This is a genomic window from Pseudomonas reinekei (assembly GCF_001945365.1).
GTDB lineage: Bacteria > Pseudomonadota > Gammaproteobacteria > Pseudomonadales > Pseudomonadaceae > Aquipseudomonas > Aquipseudomonas reinekei.
Map to the genome: position 1 here is coordinate 159,722 of NZ_MSTQ01000009.1, position 21,776 is coordinate 181,497.

Genomic DNA, 21,776 nt, shown 5'->3' on the forward strand with positions numbered 1-21,776 from the left:
GACACGCCCGCAGATTATCAGTTACTGGGCGTCGAGTTGTTTGCCACGGGTTTCCGGCAGGCTCAACGCTGCCAGAATCACCACGCCGTAGGACACTGCCGCGAAGGCACCGATGCCCACGCTCAACGGCACAGTCTGGCTGAGCAGGCCAATCAACAACGGGAACAAGGCCGCCAGCGCCCGGCCGATGTTGTAGCAAAAGCCCTGGCCGGAACCGCGAATGCGTGTAGGGAACAACTCGGTCAGGAACGCGCCCATGCCACTGAAAATCCCCGAGGCGAAGAAGCCCAGCGGGAAGCCCAGCCACAGCATCACGCCGTTGCTGACGGAGAGTTGGGTGTACAGCAAGACGATGGTGAACGAGCCGACGGCGAACAGGATGAAGTTCTTTTTACGGCCAAGAATGTCAGTCAGATAGGCGCTGATGACGTAGCCGACGTAAGACCCGACGATCACCATCGCCAGATAACCGCTCGTATTGAGTACACTCAAACCGCGCTCGTTCTTCAGGAACGTCGGCAGCCAGGACGTGATCGCGTAATAGCCGCCCAGTGCACCGGTGGTCAGCAGCGAAGCGCGAATCGTGGTGAAGAGAATGCCGGGGGCGAAGATCTCGTAGAACTTCGACGGGTTGCTTGGCTCCTGTTTGGCCTTGGCTTCACGGTAAATTTCCGGATCTTTCACCAGGCGACGGACGAAGATCACAAAAACCGCCGGCACGATGCCAAGAATGAACAGCGCACGCCAAGCGTCTTCCGGCGGCATGATCGAATACAGCAACGCGTACAGAATCGCGGTCAGGCCCCAACCCAGCGCCCAGCCGGATTGCACCATGCCCACGGCCTTGCCGCGATCCTTGGCGCGAATCACCTCGCCGATCAACACCGCACCCGCGGTCCATTCGCCACCGAAACCGAAGCCCATGAGGGTGCGGGCGATCAGTAATTGCTCGTAGTTTTGTGCGAAACCGCAGAGGAAGGTGAAGAACGCAAACCACAGCACGGTCAGTTGCAGCGTACGCACCCGGCCGATACGGTCGGAGAGAATCCCCGCCACCCAGCCACCGACGGCCGAAGCGATCAGCGTGCTGGTGTGAATCAACCCGGCCTGTCCGGTGGTGATGCCCCACATGGCAATCAGGGTCGGCACCACGAAGCTGAGCATCTGGGTGTCCATGCCATCCAGGCCATAACCGATCTTGCAGCTCCAGAAGGTGCGACGTTCCTGCTGATTGATGTTGCGATACCAGTCGAAAGGTCCCGGGCGGGCCGAGGCTTTCGGGACGTAGGGGGTGTCGGGCGCACTCATGGCAAATCTCCGCGCTGATTTTATTGGTATTGTTCTGAGCCCCGACGACGCCTATCGTGGGAACCGGATGGCCCTGATTTTTGTGCGCCCATCCCTGCTGCGTCCAACTAATAAAACCCCGCCTTAGGCATAAGAAATTTTTATCCCATGAACCTGAAGTTTCTCGAGACCTTTGTCTGGGTCGCCCGACTCAAGAGTTTTCGCCTGACCGCCGATAAGCTCTTCACCACCCAGGCGTCGATTTCCAGCCGCATCGCCGTGCTGGAAAGCGAGCTGGGGGTGAAGCTGTTTCTGCGTGATTCACGCGGTGTGAGCCTGACGCCCGAAGGCCTGAAAGTGCTCGATTACGCCGAGCAGATGATGGACACCATGCAGGCGCTCAAGCAATCGATCGAAACCCGTTCGAGCAAGGCCGGGCGCATCCGCATCGGTGTGATGGACACGGTGATCCACACCTGGCTCAGCCCGTTGGTGGCGCAGATGACCGATCACTACCCGCTGGTGGAAATCGAGCTGGTGGCCGATACCTCGCTGAACCTCTGCGATCAGCTGCAAAAAGGCTTCCTCGATGTGATCCTGCAAACTGATCTGCTACGTCAGGAGAGCGTGCGCAGCCTCGAACTGGCCAGCCATCCGATGGGCTGGATCGTTGCCAGCAACGCCCTCTACAACCGCGAGTATTCGGGCATCGCCGATCTGGCGAACGAACGGATCATCACCTACTCGAAAAACTCCCATCCGCATCAGGAAGTGCTCGCCCTGATGCAGGCCAACGGCGTGGCGGCGCCGCGACTCAATTGCGTGAACTCGGTGTCGGCGATTACCCGGTTGCTGCGTGACGGTTTTGGGATTGGCGCATTGCCGCCGGTGCTGGTGGCCGAGGAACTGGCGCGCGGGGAATTGACCTTGCTCGACATCGAGCAACGGCCACCGAATTTGCAGGTGGTGGTGTCGTGGCGCGTGGGCGTGGAATGGGTCGAAGAGATCGTGGCGTTGTGTCAGCAGGTACTGGAGGGGTATGCGCGCAGGGTTGGAAGCAGCTACATCGTATTGGCTGGTTAGCCCTGTGGCGAGGGAGCTTGCTCCCTCGCCACAAAGACCGTGTTTAAAGCCCGCGAAAATCCCGCTCTTCAATCGGCCGGCTCTGGCGCAGGCGCTTGCCGCCCAACACCACCCAGTCGATCAGCCGGAACAGGCACTCAATCCCGAACGACAACAGCAACGCGCCGCTCATGCCCCAAATCATCGCCTCTGGAGTCAGCAGGATCTGGTAGCTGTAGCCATTCCAGGTTTCCTTGCGGATGTCCGGGTCGGCGGCCAGCACCACTTGCAGGAGCCGGATGTACCAAGGGCCTTGCATCGCCTGGAACTGTTTATCCAGCGCGACCTGACGGGTCAGCAGGTTGCTCAGGCTGTCGGCATCGCTGCGAAAGATCGGGTCTTCACTGGCGCGATAATGCGCCACCAGGGCCTGCATATCGCCCTTGAAAAACTGATTGGCGGTGTTCTGGAATCCGCTCAACCCGGTCTGCGCTTCAATCAGGTGCGCCTCGACCCGCTTGGCGTAATCGCTGATGAACCCCGGCACCTGGACACCGATCAACAGTCCCGCCGCGAACAACACCAGCCGTAGATAACTGAGCAACATGGGAGTAGTCCTTATGAGGTCTGGCCCTGACTGACGCATTCACCGCGTCGCCACAGGCTCCATTGACCCGGTTCGTAACGGGTCCAGGTTTCGTTTTCGGTCAACGGTTCGGTGGCGATCACTGTCACCACGTCGTTGGGTGTGGTTTCAGCCTGGAAGTCGACGATCACATCGACATCCTTCAAGCGTGCCGGGCCGAACGGCGCACGACGGGTAATCTGCGCCAGCTTGGTCGAGCAATAGCAGAACAACCAGTCGCCATCGCTGAGCAGGCAGTTGAACACGCCTTTGCTACGGTATTCGGCGCAAGCGGCCACCAGATCCGGCAGCAGTTCCTCGACCTCGACCGGCTCGGGGAACGCCGCGCGCACGCGGTTGAGCAAATCGCAAAACGCCGCTTCACTGTCGGTATCGCCCACGGGCCGATAAAAACTGGCCGTCGGCTGAAAATCCGCCAACTGGCCGTTATGGGCGAAACACCAGTTGCGACCCCACAGTTCGCGGACGAACGGGTGGGTGTTGGACAGGCAGACCTTGCCGACATTGGCCTGGCGGATATGCCCGATCACCACTTCGCTCTTGATCGGGTAGCGCTGAACCAGATTGGCCACTTCCGACTCGCAGCTCGCCGCCGGGTCCTGAAACAGGCGCAAACCGCGACCTTCGTAGAAAGCGATGCCCCAGCCGTCACGGTGCGGACCGGTACGCCCGCCGCGCTGCATCAGCCCGGTAAAGCTGAACACGATATCGGTCGGGACATTGGCGCTCATGCCCAATAACTCACACATGCTCGGACTCTCGCTCAATGGCAGGGGGCGCGGTTACAGACGAGGTTCGACCCGCATACGCTGGGGATTGCCCGGTACCGGCGGACGGCCGTAGCGATCATCGCCGGCACCACCGAAAGGATGGTCCTCTTCTTCCGGATCGTCGGCACGGGCAGCGGCCTTGGCGGCGGCCGCCTGCTCCTTGCGGGCGTTGGCAGCGCGCTCGAAGGGGAAGCGGATGGCCACGAATACCAGGTAAATGCCGAATGCGATCATGCCGTACATGAACAGATCGGAAATGGCCCGCCAGGCGTTGTTGCCGACCTTGAACAGCAGGTCCAGGGCAGTAATGGCAATGGCCGGGGCGACCTTTTCCTTCACCGGGTCAATGATCGTCGGGCTGAACAGCAGCACCGCCACCAGCAACCGCAGCGGTTCACGCAACCAGCGCCACATCCAGCGGGTAATGCGCATCCACACCAACAGGCAGCCCAAAGCGGCAAAGGCGTAAAGGCCCCAAGCGATCAGATAGTCGTTCTCGGTCATGGTGTCCATGGCAAGGCAGGCAAAGAGGCGCTTATGATAACGGCTTTTCGCCCATCAGGCTCCTTCATGTAGGAGCCACCCCCTATTCAGTACACTGTTCGAGAGCCTTTCATGCCGACATCCGCCAACATTTGCGACGCCCCGATCGCCCATAAGGCCGAAGGCTGCGACCCGTATGCCTGGCTGCAGGAGCGCGACACCGAAGCTGTGCTCGACTACCTCAAGGCTGAAAACAGCTACCAGCAGGCGCAAACCGCCGACCAGGCCGCGCTGCGTGAAACCCTGTTCGAGGAGATCAAGGGCCGGATTCTCGAAACCGACCTGTCCCTGCCCTCGCCGTGGGGGCCGTACCTGTATTACACGCGCACCACGGCGGGCGATGAATACGCCCGTCATTACCGCTGCCCGCGTCCGGCCGACGACAGCCTGATCCTCGACGAAAGCCGGGAACAACTGCTGCTGGACCCGAACGTGCTGGCCAACGGCGGCTTCTTTTCCCTGGGCGCGTTCAGCATCAGCCCGGACCACCAGCGCTTGGCCTACAGCATCGACTCCACGGGCGATGAGATTTACACGCTGTTCGTGAAGGAACTGTCCGACGGACGTGTCAGCGAACTGGAGTTCCAGGACTGCGACGGCAGCATGACCTGGGCCAATGACAGCCTGACGCTGTTCTTTGGCGAGCTGGATGACACCCACCGCCCGCACAAGCTGTATCGCTATCGCCTGGACGGCACGGCGGCCGAAGAAGTGTTCCATGAGCCGGACGGCCGCTTCTTCATGCATTGCTACCGCTCAAGCTCCGAGCAACAACTGCTCCTGTCCGTAGGCAGCAAGACCACCAGCGAAGTCTGGGTGCTCGACGCCAACCAGCCGCAACAAGCCTTTACCTGTATCGCGCCAAGGGTCGAAGACCACGAGTATGACGTCGACCACGGCGCACTCGACGGCCAATGGACCTGGTTCATCCGCACCAACCGCGACGGCATCAACTTCGCGCTGTACACCGCTGTCGATACCGGCGTGGCGCCGATCGAGGCGCAATGGCAAATCCTGATCCCGCACAGCGACACGGTGATGATCGACGGCATGAGCCTGAACGCCGGCGCCATGACCCTGAGCCTGCGTGAAGGCGGCTTGCCGATCATCGAAGTGCACCCACAGGATTTGCCGAGCTACCGCGTGCAACTGCCGGACGCCGCGTACAGCCTGCATGTGCAGAATACCCTGGAGTTCGTCAGCGAGCGGATCCGCCTGCGCTATGAAGCGCTGAACCGTCCGGCGCAGATCCGCCAGTTGCAACTGAGTAACGGCGAACAGCAAGTGCTCAAGCAAACCCCGGTGCTCGGTCCGTTCGATGCCGACGCCTACGTCAGCCAGCGCCTGTGGGCCACCGCGCCCGACGGCACGCAGGTACCGATCAGCCTGGTGATCAAACGCGAAGCCCTTGGCAAACCGGTGCCACTGTATCTGTACGGCTACGGCGCTTATGGCGAAAGCCTCGATCCTTGGTTCTCCCACGCGCGCCTGAGCCTGTTGGATCGCGGCATGGCGTTCGCCATTGCCCACGTTCGCGGTGGCGGCGAGTTGGGTGAGGCCTGGTATCGCGCCGGCAAGCAGGAACACAAGCAAAACACCTTCAGCGACTTTATTGCCTGCGCCGAGCACCTGATCGCCAACGGCTTCACCCGCGCGCCACAACTGGCGATCAGCGGTGGCAGCGCTGGCGGCCTGTTGATCGGCGCGGTGCTCAACCAGCGCCCGGAATTGTTCGGTGCCGCGATTGCCGAAGTGCCGTTCGTCGACGTGCTCAATACCATGCTCGACCCGGACCTGCCGCTGACCGTCACCGAATACGACGAGTGGGGCAACCCGCAGGAGCCGGACGTCTATGAGCGGCTCAAGGCCTACGCCCCCTACGAAAACGTCAAGGCGCAAGCCTATCCGGCCATGCTGGTCATTGCCGGCTACAACGACAGTCGTGTGCAGTATTGGGAAGCGGCCAAGTGGGTGGCGAAATTGCGCACGGCCAAAACCGACACCAATCCCCTGCTGCTCAAGACCGAACTGGGCGCCGGACATGGCGGGATGAGCGGGCGGTATCAGGGATTGCGTGACGTAGCACTCGAATACGCATTTTTGTTCAAGGTTTTGGGCGTTGCCTGAGGAACTTGCCCCCTAGAACCGGTCTCAAGACCAGTACACCGGACCCGATACAACGAAGATCCCTGCTCGCGAAAGCGTCGAATCAGTCAACATTGATCTTGAATGTGCAGACCCCTTCGCGAGCAGACTCGCTCCCACAAGGGATTGGGGATACTTAAAAAGCCGCCATCAGACACAACAAAAAAGACCGCACGACATGTCAGAACCGACCTTCCTGAACAACGAAATCCGCGACTGGCTGATGGACTGCGGCCTGTTCAACCAGCTGTTGCCCGCCGACTTTGCCGCCGCTTCAGGCTACTTCAGCATCAGCACCATTGCCCAGGGCGAAGAGATTTTCCACGAGGGTGATGCCGGCAGTTTCATGTGCATCATCCACACCGGCCAGGTGGCCGTGCAGAAGACCACCAGTGACGGCCAGCAGGTGACCATTGCCACCTTGCGCAGCGGTCGCTCGTTCGGCGAAATGGCCGTGCTCGATGGTGAACGGCGTTCGGCCAGTTGCGTGGCAGCGAGCAACTGCCAGTTGCTCAACCTGGGCAAGGACTCACTGGAAAAAATGCTCAACGACGCACCGAAAATCGCCGCCAAGATCATCCGCGCCCTCGCCGTCGCACTGTCCAGACGCCTGCGCATGGCTGACGGGCAACTGCTTACGCAGCAGGTCTAACCCCCGGGCGGTTTGGCTTTCGGCGGGTCAGGTTCTATGCCCGGCAACGGTTGGTCCTTGGTGGGCGGGCTCGGTCTTTCAATGGGCACCAACGGCGGGCCGCCGCTGCCGGGACCGACCTTGGGCAAGGGGGCCGGGCTGATTTGCGGATACGGCGTAGGCGTTGCGGTCCCCGGTGAACCGGGCATGGGTGCGGGGCTGACGGGAAGGGATTGCAGCTGTTGGGCCTGCACTGCAGTAATCGAGAGCGCGGCCATGGCAATGACCGTTAGAATGATGCGCTTCATCAATGGCTCCGTTGGCCTTGTGGTCTGTTGCAGGCTACTCCCAACTGCGTCGATTTGCCTTCCCCCTGTGCTGCCATTTTTCCTCAAGTGAGCCCCATGAAACGTTTCGTTCTACTCGATACCGCCCCCATTCCCGAGAACGGCGGCGCCTTGTGCCTGTTCGAGTATGGCGAGGATTTCGTCATCAAGATCCAGGGCGGTGACGGCGGGCAGCTGATGAACACGCGCATGCACGGGTCCGAAGATGCCCTGGCCGAGATCCCCTGCCGCAAGGTCGCCGGTCGTCCGAATTCTCGGGTGTTGATTGGTGGCCTGGGCATGGGTTTCACTCTCGCCTCGGCACTCAAGCACCTGGGCAAGGCCGCTGAAGTGGTGGTCGCCGAACTGGTGCCGGGCGTGGTGGAATGGAACCGTGGACCCTTGGGCGAAAAAGCCGGCAACCCGCTGCAGGACCCGCGCACAGTCATCCGCATGGAAGACGTGGCCAAAGTCTTGCAAGCCGAGCCACAAGGCTTCGACGCGATCATGCTCGACGTCGACAACGGCCCCGAAGGCCTGACCCAACGGGCCAACAGCTGGCTCTACTCCGCTGGCGGCCTAAGCGCCTGCGCCAAGGCCCTGCGCCCCAAAGGCGTGCTGGCGGTCTGGTCGGCCAGCGCAGACCGGCAGTTTTCCGACAAACTGAAAAAAGCCGGGTTCAAGGCCGAAGAAGTGCAGGTCTTCGCCCACGGCAACAAGGGCACCCGCCATACCATCTGGATTGCCGAGAAGCTCAAGGGCTGAGCTAAACTGGCTGCATAACCGTCATTAGTCTTTCTACAAAGGTGAACCCATGAGTTCGTCCACCCCAACCAACACGTCGAAGCTCGATCGCATCCTCGCCGACAATCAGCGCGACAAGGAAATGGGCTACCGCGACAAAGCCCTGAAGATGTACCCACACGTGTGCGGCCGCTGCGCCCGTGAATTTTCCGGCAAGCGCCTGAGCGAACTGACCGTGCACCACCGTGACCACAACCACGACAACAACCCGCAGGATGGCTCGAACTGGGAGTTGTTGTGCCTGTACTGCCACGATAACGAGCACTCGCGTTATACCGACCAGCAGTACTTCGGCGAAGGCTCGCTGAGCACGCCGAAAATCGCCAAGGCGACGCATAACCCGTTTGCCGCATTGGCCGGGTTGATGAAAAAAGAAGAGTGAACACCTTCATTGCCTGAACTGGCCTCATCGCGGGCAAGCCCGCGATAGCAATAGCCCAGACACATAGATCGCCAACCTGAGCACCCCTGCCCCAATCCCCGTATAATCGCGCTTTTTTACCCAAAGGCACCCCGCTCGTGGCAGACAAACGGTACAGCTGCATTGGTTTGTATAACCCCAAATCACCGGAGAACGTCGGTTCGGTGATGCGCGCCGCTGGCTGTTATGGCGTGGCGTCGGTGTTCTACACCGGCAAGCGTTATGAACGCGCCGCCGATTTCGTGACTGATACCAAGCGCGTCCACTACGACATCCCGCTGATCGGCATCGATGACCTGAAGAAAATCCTGCCGCTGAACTGCGTTCCAGTCGCCGTGGAACTGGTCGAAGGCGCCCGCCCGCTGCCCGAGTACACCCACCCGGACCGCGCGCTGTACATCTTCGGCCCGGAAGACGGCTCGCTGGATAAAGAAATTCGCGACTGGTGTGAAGACGTGGTCTACATCCCGACCACCGGCTGCATGAACCTGGCCGCCACGGTCAACGTCGTGCTCTATGACCGCATGGCCAAGGGCCTCAATACCCGCTCGGGGCCAAAATTCCGCTGAGTCGCTGCACATCCGATGGAACAAGCGCCATGTCCGCACAGTCAGCTTAACTATCGATTACTGAAGCAGCCCTTCCTGCCTGGAGACAGATCATGAGCGAACTCAAACGTGTAGAGCGCATCGAATCCACCCCGTTCCAGACCCCGTCCGAGCATAACGTTCAGGGCTGGGAACGCCTCGGTTCGCTGGCCGGTGGCGTGGTGATGGTGGGCAAGGGTCTGCGCCGCGGCGGCTTCTTTGGCCTGATCCAGGTGGCCATCGGCGGCGTAGCCCTGGCCCGTGGCATCACCGGCCACAGCTCGGCGAAAAGCCTGCTGGAAAAAAGCCGTCAGGACATGAACAACGTGCGGGCGAAAATTCAGCGTGCGGGTGAGGAGTTGCAGACGCTGAAGGCCAATGCCGAAGCGGCGACCAAAACCGCCACCGTGACCGGGAATGATTCCTTGAAGTCGCCAAAAACCGGCGTCTGACCGGCAAGGTTCGGCGAGTTTAAAGGCCTCATCGCGAGCAAGCTCGCTCCCACAGAGTGGTGCGGTGTGAACAACATGTGTGATCGCCGGCGTTCATTGTGGGATCTTGCTCGAGATGGCGGTTTCATTGAAGCAACCCGGTATCAAGGACTTTGGATGAGTCGCCAATTACACGCTCACTGAGCTGCACAAGCTCATTGGTATCGATGCTCTCCAACCGCATCGCTCCGCGCACCACATCATCCAGCGACCGCTTGTTGCGCGTCTTCAGGCGGATCTCGCGATCCAGCTCCTGCAACAACACCACCGCCCTGGCCACCTGCGCCGGATTAACCTGCTCCCCGCGCAGCGTCGTGACCTTCTGCCCGGACTTGACCAGTTTTCCATGCAGGCTCTCGAACCGCTCATCGCTCATGCCACCGGCGCGGCGCACCAGCTCAATGGCGTAGTACTCGGCAAACCCTTCGCTGATCCAGTCACTGTGCTGCGAATCATTGATTCGCCCGAACACCTGAACCAGTTCACGCACCAGTGCGCTGCTGCCGCTTTCGCTGACCAATGGCAGGCGGCTGTTGAGGTAGATCGACTCACGCGCCGACTGGCTGCCGCGCCACATCGGATCGTTGGCACCGACAATCAACAACTTGGTGGGATGACGAGGGAACACCGCTTGTACTTGCGGCCAGACGAACGTCAGCAACGTCAGCACATCCATGCGCCGCATGCCCTGGCCTTGCGGCGAAGTCACGGTGACTTCGGTTTCACCGAGCCGGGTGCGGCGGCTGCCAAGGTTGCCGGCGAGCATCCAGCCCGTGGGCCGGTCGAACAGGCGGGAGACATTGTCGACGCGGAACGTGTTCTTGCCGATGCGCGGCCAGGCCGTCTCGATGCTTTTCCAGCCGCTGGGCAACTCGAACTCAAGGCGGGAAACCAGTTCGATACCGTCCTGCTGATCAAGCCTGGCGGGCGGCACCAGATCGTCACCGCGCATCAACGCCCAACCCGGCGTCATGCGTGTGTCAAAACTGCCGTTTTTTCGGCCCTGGCTGATACGTACCCGGTAGGTCAGGCTGGCCTTGTCCGGCGCCGGGCGCCAAATGCCGCGGACCTGCTTGCCCGGTGTGAGCTGCCATTGGCCGTCGGCCTTGAAATCGCTGTAACGGTTGCCGTCGCCGAGGGAAAAATCCAGACTGCGGACCGCCGAGCCCTGGGCCAGGGTCAGGCGGACTTCCGCCTGATCACTTTGCGGCAACAGGCGCACGTGGTAATCCAGATCGACCTTTTTCGCCGCCCACACCGGTGAGCTCAAGATCCACATGCCAACGATCAGCGCCCGCCGCCATCCCACAGCCATACTCACTCCTTGATAAAACCGTCGACTCGCGGGGCGCTCAACCCGCGCGGAAAATCAGGTGATCTTCCCAATCATCTTCCGGCACGCTGCCTTCGGCGAGCATGCGCCCGGACTGGGAGATACGCTCGTGGTGCACGGCGTCGCGATCACCACAGACCAGGTGATGCCAGAGTGGCAGATCCTTGCCTTCACTGACCAGACGATAACCGCAGGTAGGTGGCAGCCACTTGAACGCGTCAGCCTTGCCCGGCGTGAGCTGGATGCAATCGGGTACCGAGGCGCGACGGTTCGGGTAATCGGTGCACTGACAGGTTTTCAAATCCAGCAGTTTGCAGGCGATACGCGTGTAATAGACGCTGTTGTCGTCTTCATCTTCAAGCTTTTGCAGGCAGCACAGGCCACAACCGTCGCACAGCGATTCCCATTCCTCTTGATCGAGTTGATCGAGGGTCTTGCGTATCCAGAACGGTTCTACTTTGGCGGCCATGGTTCGAGCGTCAACATCAGGTGGTGAGAAGGCCGCCAGTCTAGTGCCCGCAGCCGCGCGGGCCAAGCATTGGCGACTGTCGGTAGAACGCGCTTGTCAGCTATTGCGCCGCCAAGTAGGGTTTTGCGTCGCCAATCACTTTCAGACGTAGCAAGGAGCCTCTTGATGAGTGCAAACCCACGCGTTGCCGAATACGCCATTCACCCTCAGTTCACCGATCGCTGGTCGCCCCGTGCCTTTACCGGCGAAACCATCCCGGAAGAAACCCTGCTGAGCTTCTTCGAAGCCGCTCGTTGGGCGCCGTCGGCGTACAACTCGCAGCCTTGGCGCTTTCTTTACGCGCGTCGCGACACGCCAAACTGGGAGCGCTACCTGGGCCTGCTGAACGAATTCAACCGCAGTTGGGCGCAACACGCCTCGGCATTGGTGATCGTGATTTCAAAAACCACCTTCACGGCGCCTGGCGCCACCGAAGAAACCCCGGCGCTGTGGCACACCTTCGACACCGGTTCGGCCTGGGGCCACCTGGCGCTGCAAGCGAGCCTGAGCGGCTGGCACACCCACGGCATGGCGGGTTTCGATCAGGAACTGACCCGCAAGGAGCTGAACATTCCAGAAGGCTACGCCCTGCACGCGGCTGTCGCGGTAGGCAAGCTGGGTGACAAGGCTACGCTGGCGGAGTACCTGCAGGCCCGCGAAGAGCCGAGCCCGCGTCGTCCGCTGAGCGAGTTGGCGGCGGAAGGTGATTTTACCCTCTGACCCTCACGGCAGAACCCGATGTGGGGGCGAGCCTGCTCGCGATTGGCGCCAAGTCGGCCAACACAAATGTCCGCTGACACACCGCTATCGCGAGCAGGCTCGTTCCCACAGGTTTTCAGGTATTTTCAATACCCGCGATTGAAGTCCACTTCCCCGCGCAATGCCTCACCCGCCTGATACGCCCGCAGGTTCTCGACAAACAGTTTGACCATCAACGACGGCGATGTCGGTGCCGAGCTGTGGCCCGTCAACAACAAGCCCCAGGCAGTCCAGAACGGATGGCGCTGCGGCAGAGGCTCCTGACGGCAGACGTCAATCACCGCCCCCGCAAGATGGCCTTCCTTCAACGCTTCCACCAAATCTGCATCGACCACCGCCACGCCACGCCCGACGTTGATGAACAAACCGGTCGGCTTGAATTGCTTGAACAGAGCGGCATCGTAGATATCGTGGGTGTTCGGGGTATTGGGCAGCAGATTGATCACGTAATCCACCTCGCCGACCAGGCGTGGCAAATCCGCCATTGCGCCGACTTCGATAAAAGGCGCCTGTTCCCTGGCACTGCTGGCGATGCCGTACAGTTCAACGCCAAACGGCACGAGGAACTGCGCAACGGTCTGGCCGATATCCCCCGTGCCGACAATCAACACCTTGCGCCCCGCCAGACTCTGGCAATGGCGACTGTCCCACTTGCGTTCGACCTGGCTGACCAACCGCGCCAGCACTTCGCGCTCATGCCCCAGCATGTACGTGAGCACATACTCGGCCATGACCTGGCCAAAAATCCCCACGGCGCGGGTCAGGCGAAAGTGCCGTGGCAGGCCGTCGACCAGCAGCGGCGTAATGCCTGCCCATGTCGATTGCAACCATTGCGGCTGGTGCCCCTGTCGCAGCAACGTCGCCAGCAAATCGGGCTGGCCGAGCCAGATCGGGCAATCGGCTGCCTGGCGGGCCAGTTCGGCGGAGTCGCCACTGGTCAGTACTTCCAGATCAGGGGCAGCCTCCCGTAACAATTGGGCGTACACCGGGTGGTCGTGTTCAGCAATCAGAACGCGCATGCATCAAACCTTTCGAAAACAGTGCAGACGGTCGCCGACAGAGCTTCGCTCCGTCCACGCGACCATCGCCAAAATCATTCCAGTATTTCATCAAGACTCTGAACAGAGCCTGTCTGCCGATTACATAGGGTCGTTGCGTCGCAATAACTCTTCCGGCAAGTGTTCGATGTACTCATCCTCGGCGGGCGGCATTTGCAGGTGATAACCCTGCGTGTCGAGGTTTTCCAGCACCACCGTGATGTCCTCGCGCGACAGCTTGCGCTCCGGGCTCAACACCAGGTCAAAGGCGTGGATGGCTTTGCCGAAGGCCGCCATCAGCGTTTCAGGTACGCGCTCCAGGGCATCGCTCTTGAGCACATAGAGGTACATTTCATTGCGTTTGGTGCTGCGGTAGATGGAACAAATACGTTTCAAGGCTGTTCTCCGGCGGTGGCCAGGCTGTCGAGCAGCGCCTGGCCCATCAATTCGCGGCGCCAGCCACGCAGCGAATCAGGCAATTGGTAAGGACCATTGGGGAAGCCGCTTTTGAGCAGCGCTTCCAGGGTTTTCTTGCGCAGCATCAGTTCCGGCGCCATGTTCAGACGCTCCGCCTCTGCCTGGCCGATGGCTTTCATTTGTTTGAGCAGTGCAGCGGCGTCCACTGGCAAAGGCTCCGGCACGGCTGGCGGCCATTGATCTGGCGACACACTGCCAGAGCGCTTGATCAGATCAAGCAGAAACTCGCCGTCCTGACGCACGGTACGCGGATGCATGTCTTCGATTTTCGCCAGTGCGCCAAGGTTGTCCGGTTGCGTGCGCGCCAGTGGCCACAACGAATGCTCGCGGACGATGCGATTACGCGGCAAATCACGGGCACGGGCTTCTTTTTCACGCCAGGCGCAGAGTTCACGCAGGACCGCGAGCTGCGCGCGGGAGAGCTTCCAGGCCAGTTTGGCGTCGCGATAGACCTCATACGGGTCGATCTCGCGGCGCAGGTTGGCCACCAGTTCGGCGCCGTCTTCCAGGACCCAGGCGAATTTATCGTCGGATAGCTTCGGGCGAAGTTTTACGAAAACCTCCGCCAGATGCACCGCATCTTCGGCGGCGTAGCTGATCTGGGTGTCGGAAAGCGGGCGTTGCAGCCAGTCGGAACGGGTCTCTCCCTTGGGCAGATCAATGCCGAGCACTTCCTGCACCAGTCGCGAATACCCCATCGAGAAGCCAAGGTTCAGGTAAGCGGCGGCCAGTTGCGTATCGAACAGCGGCGCCGGCAGGCTGCCGGTCAGGCGCAGCAAGACTTCGAGGTCTTCGCTGCAGGCATGCAGGACTTTGACCACGGCTGTGTTTTCCAGCAACGCGGCCAGCGGCTGCCAGTTGTCGATGGTCAGTGGATCAATCAGGTAAGCGCGTTCGCCATCGCCGATCTGCAGCAGACCTGCGATCGGATAAAAGGTGTCGACCCGCATGAATTCGGTGTCGAGGGCAACGAATGGCAACTTTTGCCACTCGGCGCAAAATTGACCGAGGCTATCGTTGTCGCGAATCCAGTGAATATCGATGGCCACACGGCTCTCCCTTGAAGAATGGCCCGCAGTATATATCGCGCCCGGCGATTTCCGCGCATCCACTGAACAAGAGCTTTAGCGAAATCACCTGACATTCGCAAAGAATAGCCCGCAAGTCCTCATTCAACCGGCGCTGCAGGGCATGCAAGCAAACACGGCTAAAGGAGATGCAGCCCTCATTTGTCGGCCAACACGCCATCGATCACCGCTGAGCGGCATCCGGCAAACATATCCAGATCCTGGTTGTAGACCTTGCTGTTGACCTCCAGCAACCCCAGCATCGAGTGGAACAGGTTGTCCTGGCTCAGGGGTTTTTCACGGCTCAGTTGCAGGCAATGGGTGTCTACGGAGAACGATTTTTGATAACTGTCGGAGAACCAGGCCAGCATCGCCACGTGCTTCTGTTGTTCCGGCGCCAGCATGTACGGTGTGCCGTGGAGGAACAGGTTGTACTCGCCCAGGGATTCGCCATGGTCCGACAGGTAAAGCATCGCGGTATCGACCTTGTCCTGATTGCTGCGCAGTAAATCAATCAGGGTCGACAACACATGGTCGGTGTAAACCAGGGTGTTGTCGTAGCCGTTGACGATACTTTCGCGGCTGCAATTGTTCAGCGCATTACTTTCACACACCGGAGTGAAGCGTTCGTATTCTTTCGGGTAGCGCTTGAAGTACTCCGGACCGTGACTGCCCATTTGATGCAACACCAACACCGTGTCTTTACTCAGGTTATCGATGAAGTGCTGCAGACCTTGCAGCAGAATCTCGTCGCGGCATTCACTGTTGGCGCACAACACCGGGTCTTTCAGTTTGCTGACATCATCGAGCGTGACCCGATCACACGTGCCTTTGCAGCCGGACTGGTTGTCGCGCCAGATCACGTCGAGACCGGCACGCTTGAGCACGTCCAGCAGGCCCTCTTCGTTCTTCGCCTTGCTGGCACTGTAATCCTTGCGGCCCATGTTGGAGAACATGCACGGCACCGACACAGCGGTTTCAGTGCCACATGAATGCACATCGGTAAACGCGATCAGGCCGGCTTCTTTATCCAGCATTGGGGTCGTGTTGCGGTCATAACCGAGAATGCCGAAGTTCTCGGCCCGGGCACTTTCACCCACCACCAATACCGTCAGGGATTTTCGACCATGGGTTTGCCAGGCCGGATTGCGCTGCGCGTCTTCACCTACAGCGATAAAAGGCTGTCGGGCCGACGCGACCTGTTCGCGCAAATAACCAAACGACGCGCCAATGTAGTTACTTGGCACCACCATCAGGCGCAGCTCATGGTGATTACGGAACAGTGAAGACAACCCTTGATAGTTAATCAGTGCAACGCCACCGATGACTGCCACCGATGCAACACACACCAACGTTTTACTCAACAACTCACGATGCCAGCGGCGATAGTTAACAGGGGTTTTCCACAGTAACCAAGAAGGCAACACGCCGAGCAACACAATATAGATAAATAACTTTAAGGACAGTAAATCACGAACTTCCGTGGCGTTGGTTTCGGCAAAATTACGCAACATTCCGGCATCGATTAATACACCATACTGGCTCATAAAATACGCCACGCCCGCGCTGACCATGAACAACAGTGTCAGGACCGGTTTCATGACAGGCCGGAACGCCAGCAGGGTCAGCACGATATTGAAGGCCGCGAAGATCATTGCACCGAATGCCACACGCATGACGATGCCCGCAGCGTCATGCGCGGTGATTTCAAACAGATGTTTCCATAGAACCAAATTAAAGCCGGTTATTAGAAAAGCGCTGGCAAACAGTGTCACCCACTCGGGGCGAACGGCTTTAATCTTCAACATATGATCGGCTATTCCTGAAAAGATGTGCCTGCTGTAAATGTGAAAATTTCATTTACCGCGACAACACTAATTCTGGGTAGCCGACCATCAATTTTTTGTGAAAAAGAAGCCAACGAATAGTTGGCTTGCCTTCCCGGAATCAAACTTTCAACTTATTTGAGAATGGTTCAGCTCTGGTTCAGTGATTGATCAATGCAACCCAAGAGGTATTCGCCTACACCTGCGTCCTGTTCTGGATGCGCGAGCAGGTGATCAAGGCTTTTGCCGAGCCGGAAATCTGAACCTCAGACGCCGATGGCAGCCTTGGCGTAAGACTCACGATCGATGTCGAGGATTTCCACGCACAACTGGACTTCAACGCCTGCCGGCCACGCACACAACTCCTTCACCACCGCCAGCAGGCTTTCGGACAACTGCTGCTTGATCTGCGGCGAGCGACCGCTCAACAACGCCAGCTTCACATGCACGAAACCCCGCTCTGTCATCGCCGTCCCGACCTTGAACGTTTCAACTTTCACCGCGCGGCTCTTGATGTCGAACTCGGCACCGAACTGCCCGGAACCCACCAGCGCATTGTTCAGCCGCATCAACGCCACATCGGCGTTCAGATCCGTCAGGTTTGCGGTGTATTCCAAGTGCAGATGAGGCATGGCGTAACTCCTGTAGGTGGGTGGAAAGTTCTTAGATATAACACAGCGCTGCCCGAGTCATTGCGATAACGACATCAGACTGCGCTCCCCCATGAACGCTTCAATTCGAGAGCGCAACCAGCGCTCGGCAGGATCGCTGTCGGCATGACTGAGCCAAACCATCGACAGCTCGAGGGTCGGGGTATTGAAGGGAAACGGTTCTCTGAACAGCTGACCGGAAGCCGCCATGGCTTCGGCGGTGTAGTCAGGCAGACTGGCAATCAGATCTGTCCCGGCAAGCAACGCCGGCAGCGAGCTGTACTGCGGCACCGAAAGCACCACCTGGCGGGAACGACCGATCTGCGCCAGCCACTCATCAGCGAAACCACTGACGTTGGCGATGTGGGACACCAGCACATGCGGGCGCGAACAATACTCGTCGAGGGTCAACGGCGTATCGGATGCATCGGCACGCAACACACTGGGGTAGATGTGCCGCAGCAACTTGCGCTTGGCATTGGCCGGCAACCCACGTGTCTGACTGATACCCACCGTTATGTCGCCAGACGCCAGCAAATCGGGAATCCGCCAGTAATCGACGTTCTGCACCACGAATACCACTTTCGGCGCTTCCTGGCGCAATGCGCGCAGCAGCGGTGGCAGCAGCCCGTACTCGACATCGTCCGACATGCCGATACGAAAGGTCATGGCGCTGTTGCTCGGATCGAAATCGTGGGTCAGGCTCAATGCCACCGACAACGAGTCCAGTGCCGGCGACAAGTAGCGAAAGATCTCTTCGGCCCGAGCGGTCGGTTCCATGCGATGGCCGACGCGAATGAACAATGGATCGTCGAACATCGTACGCAAACGGTTGAGCGCCGAGCTGATGGTCGGCTGACCGAGAAACAGCTTGTTCGCCACCTTCGTGACATTGCGCTCAAGCATCAATGCTTCAAACACCACCATCAGGTTGATGTCGGCCTTGCGTAGCTCGTTGCGATTCATCCATTGCCCCCGCGCCCAAAAACTGTCGACAGTTTAGGGAGATGTCCCAATCGGCGTCTATGCAACACACGCGAATAGCCGCAACACGCTGCAATTAACTGCCCGACTGGAACAAAGCGGTTGAATGACCGGCTTCGCCGACTGGCTTAGATCTCCTTGACCGGCGTCACGTCGCATGTGCCCTTGATCAAACTGATCGCATGCACGCAATCGGACTTGTTGACATAGGCCTCTCCGCTGGCAATCGTTTCATGATTCCCCGCCCGCAAACGCCACCTCCACTGGCCTTTCCCAGTCAGGATCGAGCCGCGGGTTTGCCTGTAAATCTCAAAATACATTGTTCGCTCCTTGCGATGACTGGTTACAACAGGTCGCTGACCTGTGAATGCCAGAGTAGATGAGGTTTTTGGACAGTGAGGCGTCGGGGTGTCAGAAAATATTTCGGGAGAAATCCTTGAACCGCGGGGGCGAGCAATGGATTAAGGGGGCGGTAAATTCAGCGACAAGAGTCGGTAATTTTTCATGAAAATCGGCATATTTTTCTTACATCGGAATGACGCCTGGTCCGACATCCGTTACTCGAGAGAAAACCCGTATAAACAAAAAAGCCCCGTAACTTTTCAGCTACGGGGCTTTTTCTATGTAATGGCGGAGAGATAGGGATTCGAACCCTAGGTACCGGTGAAGGTACAACGGATTTCGAATCCGTCCCATTCGGCCACTCTGGCATCTCTCCAACGGCGCGCATCATAACAACACTTTTGCCGGAAGCGAACCCCCTGAGCGAAATATTTCTGTGCTATCAGATGCTTGCGTCGGTTAAAGCGGTACGCCCAGTCGATTGGCGACTTCTTCGTAGGCTTCGATGACGTCACCGAGGCCCTGACGGAAGCGGTCTTTGTCCATTTTCTTCTTGGTGGCCTTGTCCCACAGACGGCAGCCGTCCGGGCTGAATTCGTCACCCAGGACGATGGAACCGTCGTGGAATACGCCGAATTCCAGTTTGAAGTCGACCAGCAGCAGGCCGGCGTCGTCAAACAGCTTGCTCAGGACATCGTTGACCTTGAGCGACAGTTCTTTCATGCGAACCAGTTGCTCGGCAGTGCCCCAACCGAAAGCCACGACGTGGGATTCGTTGATGAACGGGTCGCCCTTGGCGTCGTCCTTGAGGAACAGCTCGAAGGTGTAAGGATTGAGCTTCATGCCCTCTTCAACACCCAGACGCTTGACCAGGCTGCCAGCGGCGTAGTTACGCACGACGCATTCAACCGGGATCATGTCCAGCTTCTTCACCAGGCACTCATTGTCGCCCAGCAACTTGTCGAACTGGGTCGGCACGCCGGCAGCTTCGAGCTTCTGCATGATGAAGGCGTTGAACTTGTTGTTCACCATACCTTTACGGTCGAGCTGCTCGATGCGCTTGCCGTCGAACGCCGAAGTGTCGTTGCGAAACAGCAGGATCAGACGGTTAGCGTCGTCGGTCTTGTAAACCGACTTGGCTTTGCCGCGGTAGAGTTCTTCACGTTTTTCCATGATGGGCTCCGCTTGCTAAGTAGATGGGCTAGGCGATGTGTCGCCAGTCGAGCCCTGAATCTTGATCGGCCAATTGCAGCCAGTCCGGGTCGCACCCGAGGGTGTCGACAAAACATTGCCGGGCCAGCTGCGGCAGGTTGTTCTTGCTGCTCAGATGGGCCAGGACCAGGTGTTGCAGGCCTTGCCAGCCCAACTCGGACACCAGGAATGCCGCCTGGTGGTTGTTCAAATGTCCCAATTCACCGCCTACCCGCTGCTTGAGAAAATACGGGTAGTGACCGCGAGCCAGCATGTCACGGCAATGGTTGGCCTCGATCATCAATGCATCGAGGTCACGATAGCCGTCCAGCACTTTGTCACAATACGAACCCAGGTCGGTCAACAAGCCGAAACGGCGCTCACCATCACTGAAAACATATTGCGTCGGTTCCTGCGCATCGTGGGCCACGGCAATGACACCAATGCTCAAGTCACCGATTTGCAGTTGCTCGCCACCGGCCAGAAGGCCGGCGGGTTCAATCGGTTTGCGCATCCCGCGCAGGGTCCCGCGACTGAGGTAGACAGGCAGATTGTAGCGCCGAGACAGCAAACCCACGCCATGCACGTGGTCGGCATGTTCGTGGGTTACGAGAATCGCGTTCAGCTGCGCAGGGTTCACACCCAGGCGCAGCAGGCGTTTTTCGGTTTCCCGCAGGGAGAAACCACAATCCACCAGCACGTACGTATCAGCGCTGGCTATCAGCGTGCCGTTCCCTTGGCTACCGCTGCCGAGAACGGCAAAACGCATGGGGTCAGCCCAGATTGTCCTGAATCACGCTCAACACTTTACGCGCCACGTCAGCAGGCGCCACGGTGTTGATGTTTTTCTCGACGGTGACCTGAACGTTTTCACCCACCTTGCTCAGGCGAACCTGATAACGCTCGGCACGGGCTTCAACTTCTTCCTTGTTCGGCGCGCTGCCGAACAGGCTGCTGAAGAAGCCTGGTTTGTCGTCTTTCTTCTCGGCTTTTTCGGCCAGGTTGATGTAGTACAGGCCCAGGCTGCGGTTGATGTCTTCAACGCGCCACTCGCCTTGTTCCAGCGCACGACCGACGCTCGACCAGGCACGATCCAGATCGGTACCGACGTTCAGCACAGGGTTGCCGCTGCCGTCTTCGTTCAGGCTGACACGGCTAGGTGCGTCGAAATCACGGGAAGCCAGCATGGAAACCGAACCGCCCTTCTCGGAGATGCGGCTCATGCTCGCGAGCATGTCATCGACCAGTGCGGCGTCCAGGCCAGTGTTGACCGAACGGTTGGTGAAGGCGACATCGGCAGTGCTGCCGGCAGGACGCTCGGCGCTGACCACGTAGACTTCACTGGTGTTGCGCTGCACGCCCGGCTCAATGCGGACCCGTACGCGAGTTTCGCTGTCGGTGCTGACACCGGCCGCACTCAGGCGCTTGGCCATGGCTGCGGACAGTTCGTCGGAATGCTGCCAGGTGGTGGTGAACTCGCCGGTTTGCGGGCGCTGTTCATCCAGGCGGTAACCGTTATCCTGGAAGAACTGCACGGCCACAGGCCAGACTTCGGCCGGAGGGTTCTGCGCCAGGATCGAGCGCGTATCGCCGCTCTTTTGCAGAGAGTAGGCGCTGGCATCGGCAGCGGCCGACAACGGCTGCGGACGAGGCACAACGTACTCGCCCTTGGCGGTATCGTCCGCGACGTTACGCGGGATCGGCAACAGCGGATCCAGACGCTTGGCGGTGCTGATGTCGGGTGGCAGTTGCATCGGTGCAGTCTGTTGCGCTTCCAGGTAATCACTACCACGGTCACGGAAATAACCTTCCGGGCCCCAGATCCATCCGCAGCCACTGGTGCTGGAGATAATCAAGGCAAGTGCGGAAAGTCCGGCCATTCGCTTCAT

Annotated in this window: 25 protein-coding genes and 1 tRNA gene; 8 read left to right on the forward strand and 18 right to left on the reverse strand. The window is 59.3% G+C overall.

Annotated elements, in window-relative coordinates; translation table 11 throughout:
* Positions 1–21 precede the first annotated feature (21 nt).
* Positions 22–1,308, reverse strand: a complete 1,287-nt coding sequence (locus BVK86_RS16710; RefSeq protein ID WP_075947466.1) for an MFS transporter — start codon at positions 1,306–1,308, stop codon at positions 22–24.
* Between the two features lie 147 nt (positions 1,309–1,455).
* Between BVK86_RS16710 and BVK86_RS16715 the strand changes: the two genes are divergently transcribed.
* Positions 1,456–2,370 carry a LysR family transcriptional regulator gene (locus tag BVK86_RS16715; protein ID WP_075947467.1) on the forward strand — a complete coding sequence of 305 codons (915 nt, stop codon included), beginning with the start codon at positions 1,456–1,458 and terminating at the stop codon, positions 2,368–2,370.
* Positions 2,371–2,413: 43 nt separating this feature from the next.
* Here the strand turns inward: BVK86_RS16715 and BVK86_RS16720 are convergent, their stop codons facing one another.
* Genes BVK86_RS16720 through BVK86_RS16730 form a run of 3 tightly spaced genes read right to left on the reverse strand, consistent with a single transcriptional unit; the run spans position 2,414 to position 4,278 of the window.
* Positions 2,414–2,956, reverse strand: coding sequence for a DUF2937 family protein (locus BVK86_RS16720; protein WP_075947468.1), 543 nt, complete (start codon positions 2,954–2,956; stop codon positions 2,414–2,416).
* An 11-nt stretch (positions 2,957–2,967) separates the two neighbouring features.
* Positions 2,968–3,744, reverse strand: a complete 777-nt coding sequence (locus tag BVK86_RS16725) for a class II glutamine amidotransferase (RefSeq protein ID WP_075947469.1) — start codon at positions 3,742–3,744, stop codon at positions 2,968–2,970.
* Positions 3,745–3,777: 33 nt separating this feature from the next.
* A complete protein-coding gene (locus BVK86_RS16730) occupies positions 3,778–4,278 on the reverse strand; it encodes an MFS transporter (protein WP_075947470.1) in 501 nt (166 codons plus the stop codon).
* A gap of 102 nt (positions 4,279–4,380) precedes the next feature.
* On the opposite strand from BVK86_RS16730, the gene BVK86_RS16735 reads away from it, so the two are divergent.
* Both BVK86_RS16735 and BVK86_RS16740 read left to right on the forward strand, forming a co-directional pair.
* On the forward strand, positions 4,381–6,435 hold the full coding sequence (locus BVK86_RS16735) for a S9 family peptidase (protein ID WP_075947471.1): 2,055 nt from the start codon (positions 4,381–4,383) through the stop codon (positions 6,433–6,435).
* A 196-nt stretch (positions 6,436–6,631) separates the two neighbouring features.
* A complete protein-coding gene (locus tag BVK86_RS16740; RefSeq protein ID WP_075947472.1) occupies positions 6,632–7,105 on the forward strand; it encodes a cyclic nucleotide-binding domain-containing protein in 474 nt (157 codons plus the stop codon).
* On the opposite strand, the gene BVK86_RS16745 is transcribed toward BVK86_RS16740, so the two are convergent.
* On the reverse strand, positions 7,102–7,392 hold the full coding sequence (locus BVK86_RS16745) for a hypothetical protein (protein WP_075947473.1): 291 nt from the start codon (positions 7,390–7,392) through the stop codon (positions 7,102–7,104). The genes BVK86_RS16740 and BVK86_RS16745 overlap by 4 nt on opposite strands.
* Positions 7,393–7,488: 96 nt before the next feature.
* On the opposite strand from BVK86_RS16745, the gene BVK86_RS16750 reads away from it, so the two are divergent.
* The 4 genes from BVK86_RS16750 (at position 7,489) to BVK86_RS16765 (ending at position 9,674) form a co-directional block, all read left to right on the forward strand.
* Positions 7,489–8,175, forward strand: a complete 687-nt coding sequence (locus BVK86_RS16750) for a spermidine synthase (RefSeq protein ID WP_075947474.1) — start codon at positions 7,489–7,491, stop codon at positions 8,173–8,175.
* Between the two features lie 49 nt (positions 8,176–8,224).
* Complete coding sequence (locus tag BVK86_RS16755) at positions 8,225–8,596, forward strand: YajD family HNH nuclease (RefSeq protein ID WP_053156205.1); 372 nt, start codon at positions 8,225–8,227, stop codon at positions 8,594–8,596.
* A gap of 137 nt (positions 8,597–8,733) precedes the next feature.
* Positions 8,734–9,204, forward strand: coding sequence for an RNA methyltransferase (locus BVK86_RS16760; RefSeq protein WP_007911337.1), 471 nt, complete (start codon positions 8,734–8,736; stop codon positions 9,202–9,204).
* A 92-nt stretch (positions 9,205–9,296) separates the two neighbouring features.
* Positions 9,297–9,674 carry a YgaP family membrane protein gene (locus BVK86_RS16765; protein WP_075947475.1) on the forward strand — a complete coding sequence of 126 codons (378 nt, stop codon included), beginning with the start codon at positions 9,297–9,299 and terminating at the stop codon, positions 9,672–9,674.
* Positions 9,675–9,798: 124 nt separating this feature from the next.
* Here BVK86_RS16765 and BVK86_RS16770 read toward each other — a convergent pair whose 3' ends face one another.
* Positions 9,799–11,028, reverse strand: coding sequence for a hypothetical protein (locus BVK86_RS16770; protein WP_075947476.1), 1,230 nt, complete (start codon positions 11,026–11,028; stop codon positions 9,799–9,801).
* Between the two features lie 37 nt (positions 11,029–11,065).
* Positions 11,066–11,515: a YcgN family cysteine cluster protein gene (locus BVK86_RS16775; RefSeq protein ID WP_075947477.1), complete on the reverse strand. Its 450-nt coding sequence runs from the start codon at positions 11,513–11,515 to the stop codon at positions 11,066–11,068.
* 165 nt (positions 11,516–11,680) lie between these two features.
* Between BVK86_RS16775 and BVK86_RS16780 the strand changes: the two genes are divergently transcribed.
* Positions 11,681–12,274, forward strand: a complete 594-nt coding sequence (locus tag BVK86_RS16780) for a nitroreductase family protein (protein ID WP_075947478.1) — start codon at positions 11,681–11,683, stop codon at positions 12,272–12,274.
* Positions 12,275–12,399: 125 nt separating this feature from the next.
* On the opposite strand, the gene BVK86_RS16785 is transcribed toward BVK86_RS16780, so the two are convergent.
* The 11 genes from BVK86_RS16785 to bamC form a co-directional block, all read right to left on the reverse strand.
* Entirely contained in the window at positions 12,400–13,332 is a 933-nt protein-coding gene (locus tag BVK86_RS16785; RefSeq protein WP_075947479.1) for a D-2-hydroxyacid dehydrogenase, read from the reverse strand.
* Positions 13,333–13,452: 120 nt separating this feature from the next.
* Positions 13,453–13,746, reverse strand: coding sequence for a YcgL domain-containing protein (locus tag BVK86_RS16790; protein WP_075947480.1), 294 nt, complete (start codon positions 13,744–13,746; stop codon positions 13,453–13,455).
* The gene (gene rnd, locus BVK86_RS16795; RefSeq protein WP_075947481.1) at positions 13,743–14,876 is read right to left on the reverse strand and encodes a ribonuclease D; all 1,134 of its coding nucleotides are present in this window, start codon (positions 14,874–14,876) and stop codon (positions 13,743–13,745) included. Before rnd ends, BVK86_RS16790 begins: the two co-directional genes overlap by 4 nt.
* Positions 14,877–15,052: 176 nt before the next feature.
* Positions 15,053–16,702 (reverse strand): phosphoethanolamine transferase, encoded by a 1,650-nt coding sequence (locus tag BVK86_RS16800; protein WP_075947482.1) that lies wholly within the window; start codon positions 16,700–16,702, stop codon positions 15,053–15,055.
* A 284-nt stretch (positions 16,703–16,986) separates the two neighbouring features.
* The gene (locus tag BVK86_RS16805; protein WP_075947483.1) at positions 16,987–17,352 is read right to left on the reverse strand and encodes a 5-carboxymethyl-2-hydroxymuconate Delta-isomerase; all 366 of its coding nucleotides are present in this window, start codon (positions 17,350–17,352) and stop codon (positions 16,987–16,989) included.
* A gap of 57 nt (positions 17,353–17,409) precedes the next feature.
* Positions 17,410–18,336, reverse strand: coding sequence for a LysR substrate-binding domain-containing protein (locus BVK86_RS16810; protein ID WP_075947484.1), 927 nt, complete (start codon positions 18,334–18,336; stop codon positions 17,410–17,412).
* Between the two features lie 146 nt (positions 18,337–18,482).
* A complete protein-coding gene (locus BVK86_RS16815) occupies positions 18,483–18,674 on the reverse strand; it encodes a YegP family protein (RefSeq protein ID WP_075947485.1) in 192 nt (63 codons plus the stop codon).
* A 308-nt stretch (positions 18,675–18,982) separates the two neighbouring features.
* Positions 18,983–19,072, reverse strand: a tRNA-Ser gene (locus BVK86_RS16820).
* Positions 19,073–19,155: 83 nt separating this feature from the next.
* Positions 19,156–19,869 (reverse strand): phosphoribosylaminoimidazolesuccinocarboxamide synthase, encoded by a 714-nt coding sequence (gene purC / locus BVK86_RS16825; protein WP_075947486.1) that lies wholly within the window; start codon positions 19,867–19,869, stop codon positions 19,156–19,158.
* A gap of 28 nt (positions 19,870–19,897) precedes the next feature.
* A complete protein-coding gene (locus BVK86_RS16830; RefSeq protein ID WP_075947487.1) occupies positions 19,898–20,656 on the reverse strand; it encodes an MBL fold metallo-hydrolase in 759 nt (252 codons plus the stop codon).
* 4 nt (positions 20,657–20,660) lie between these two features.
* Positions 20,661–21,776, reverse strand: a complete 1,116-nt coding sequence (gene bamC / locus BVK86_RS16835; RefSeq protein ID WP_075947488.1) for an outer membrane protein assembly factor BamC — start codon at positions 21,774–21,776, stop codon at positions 20,661–20,663.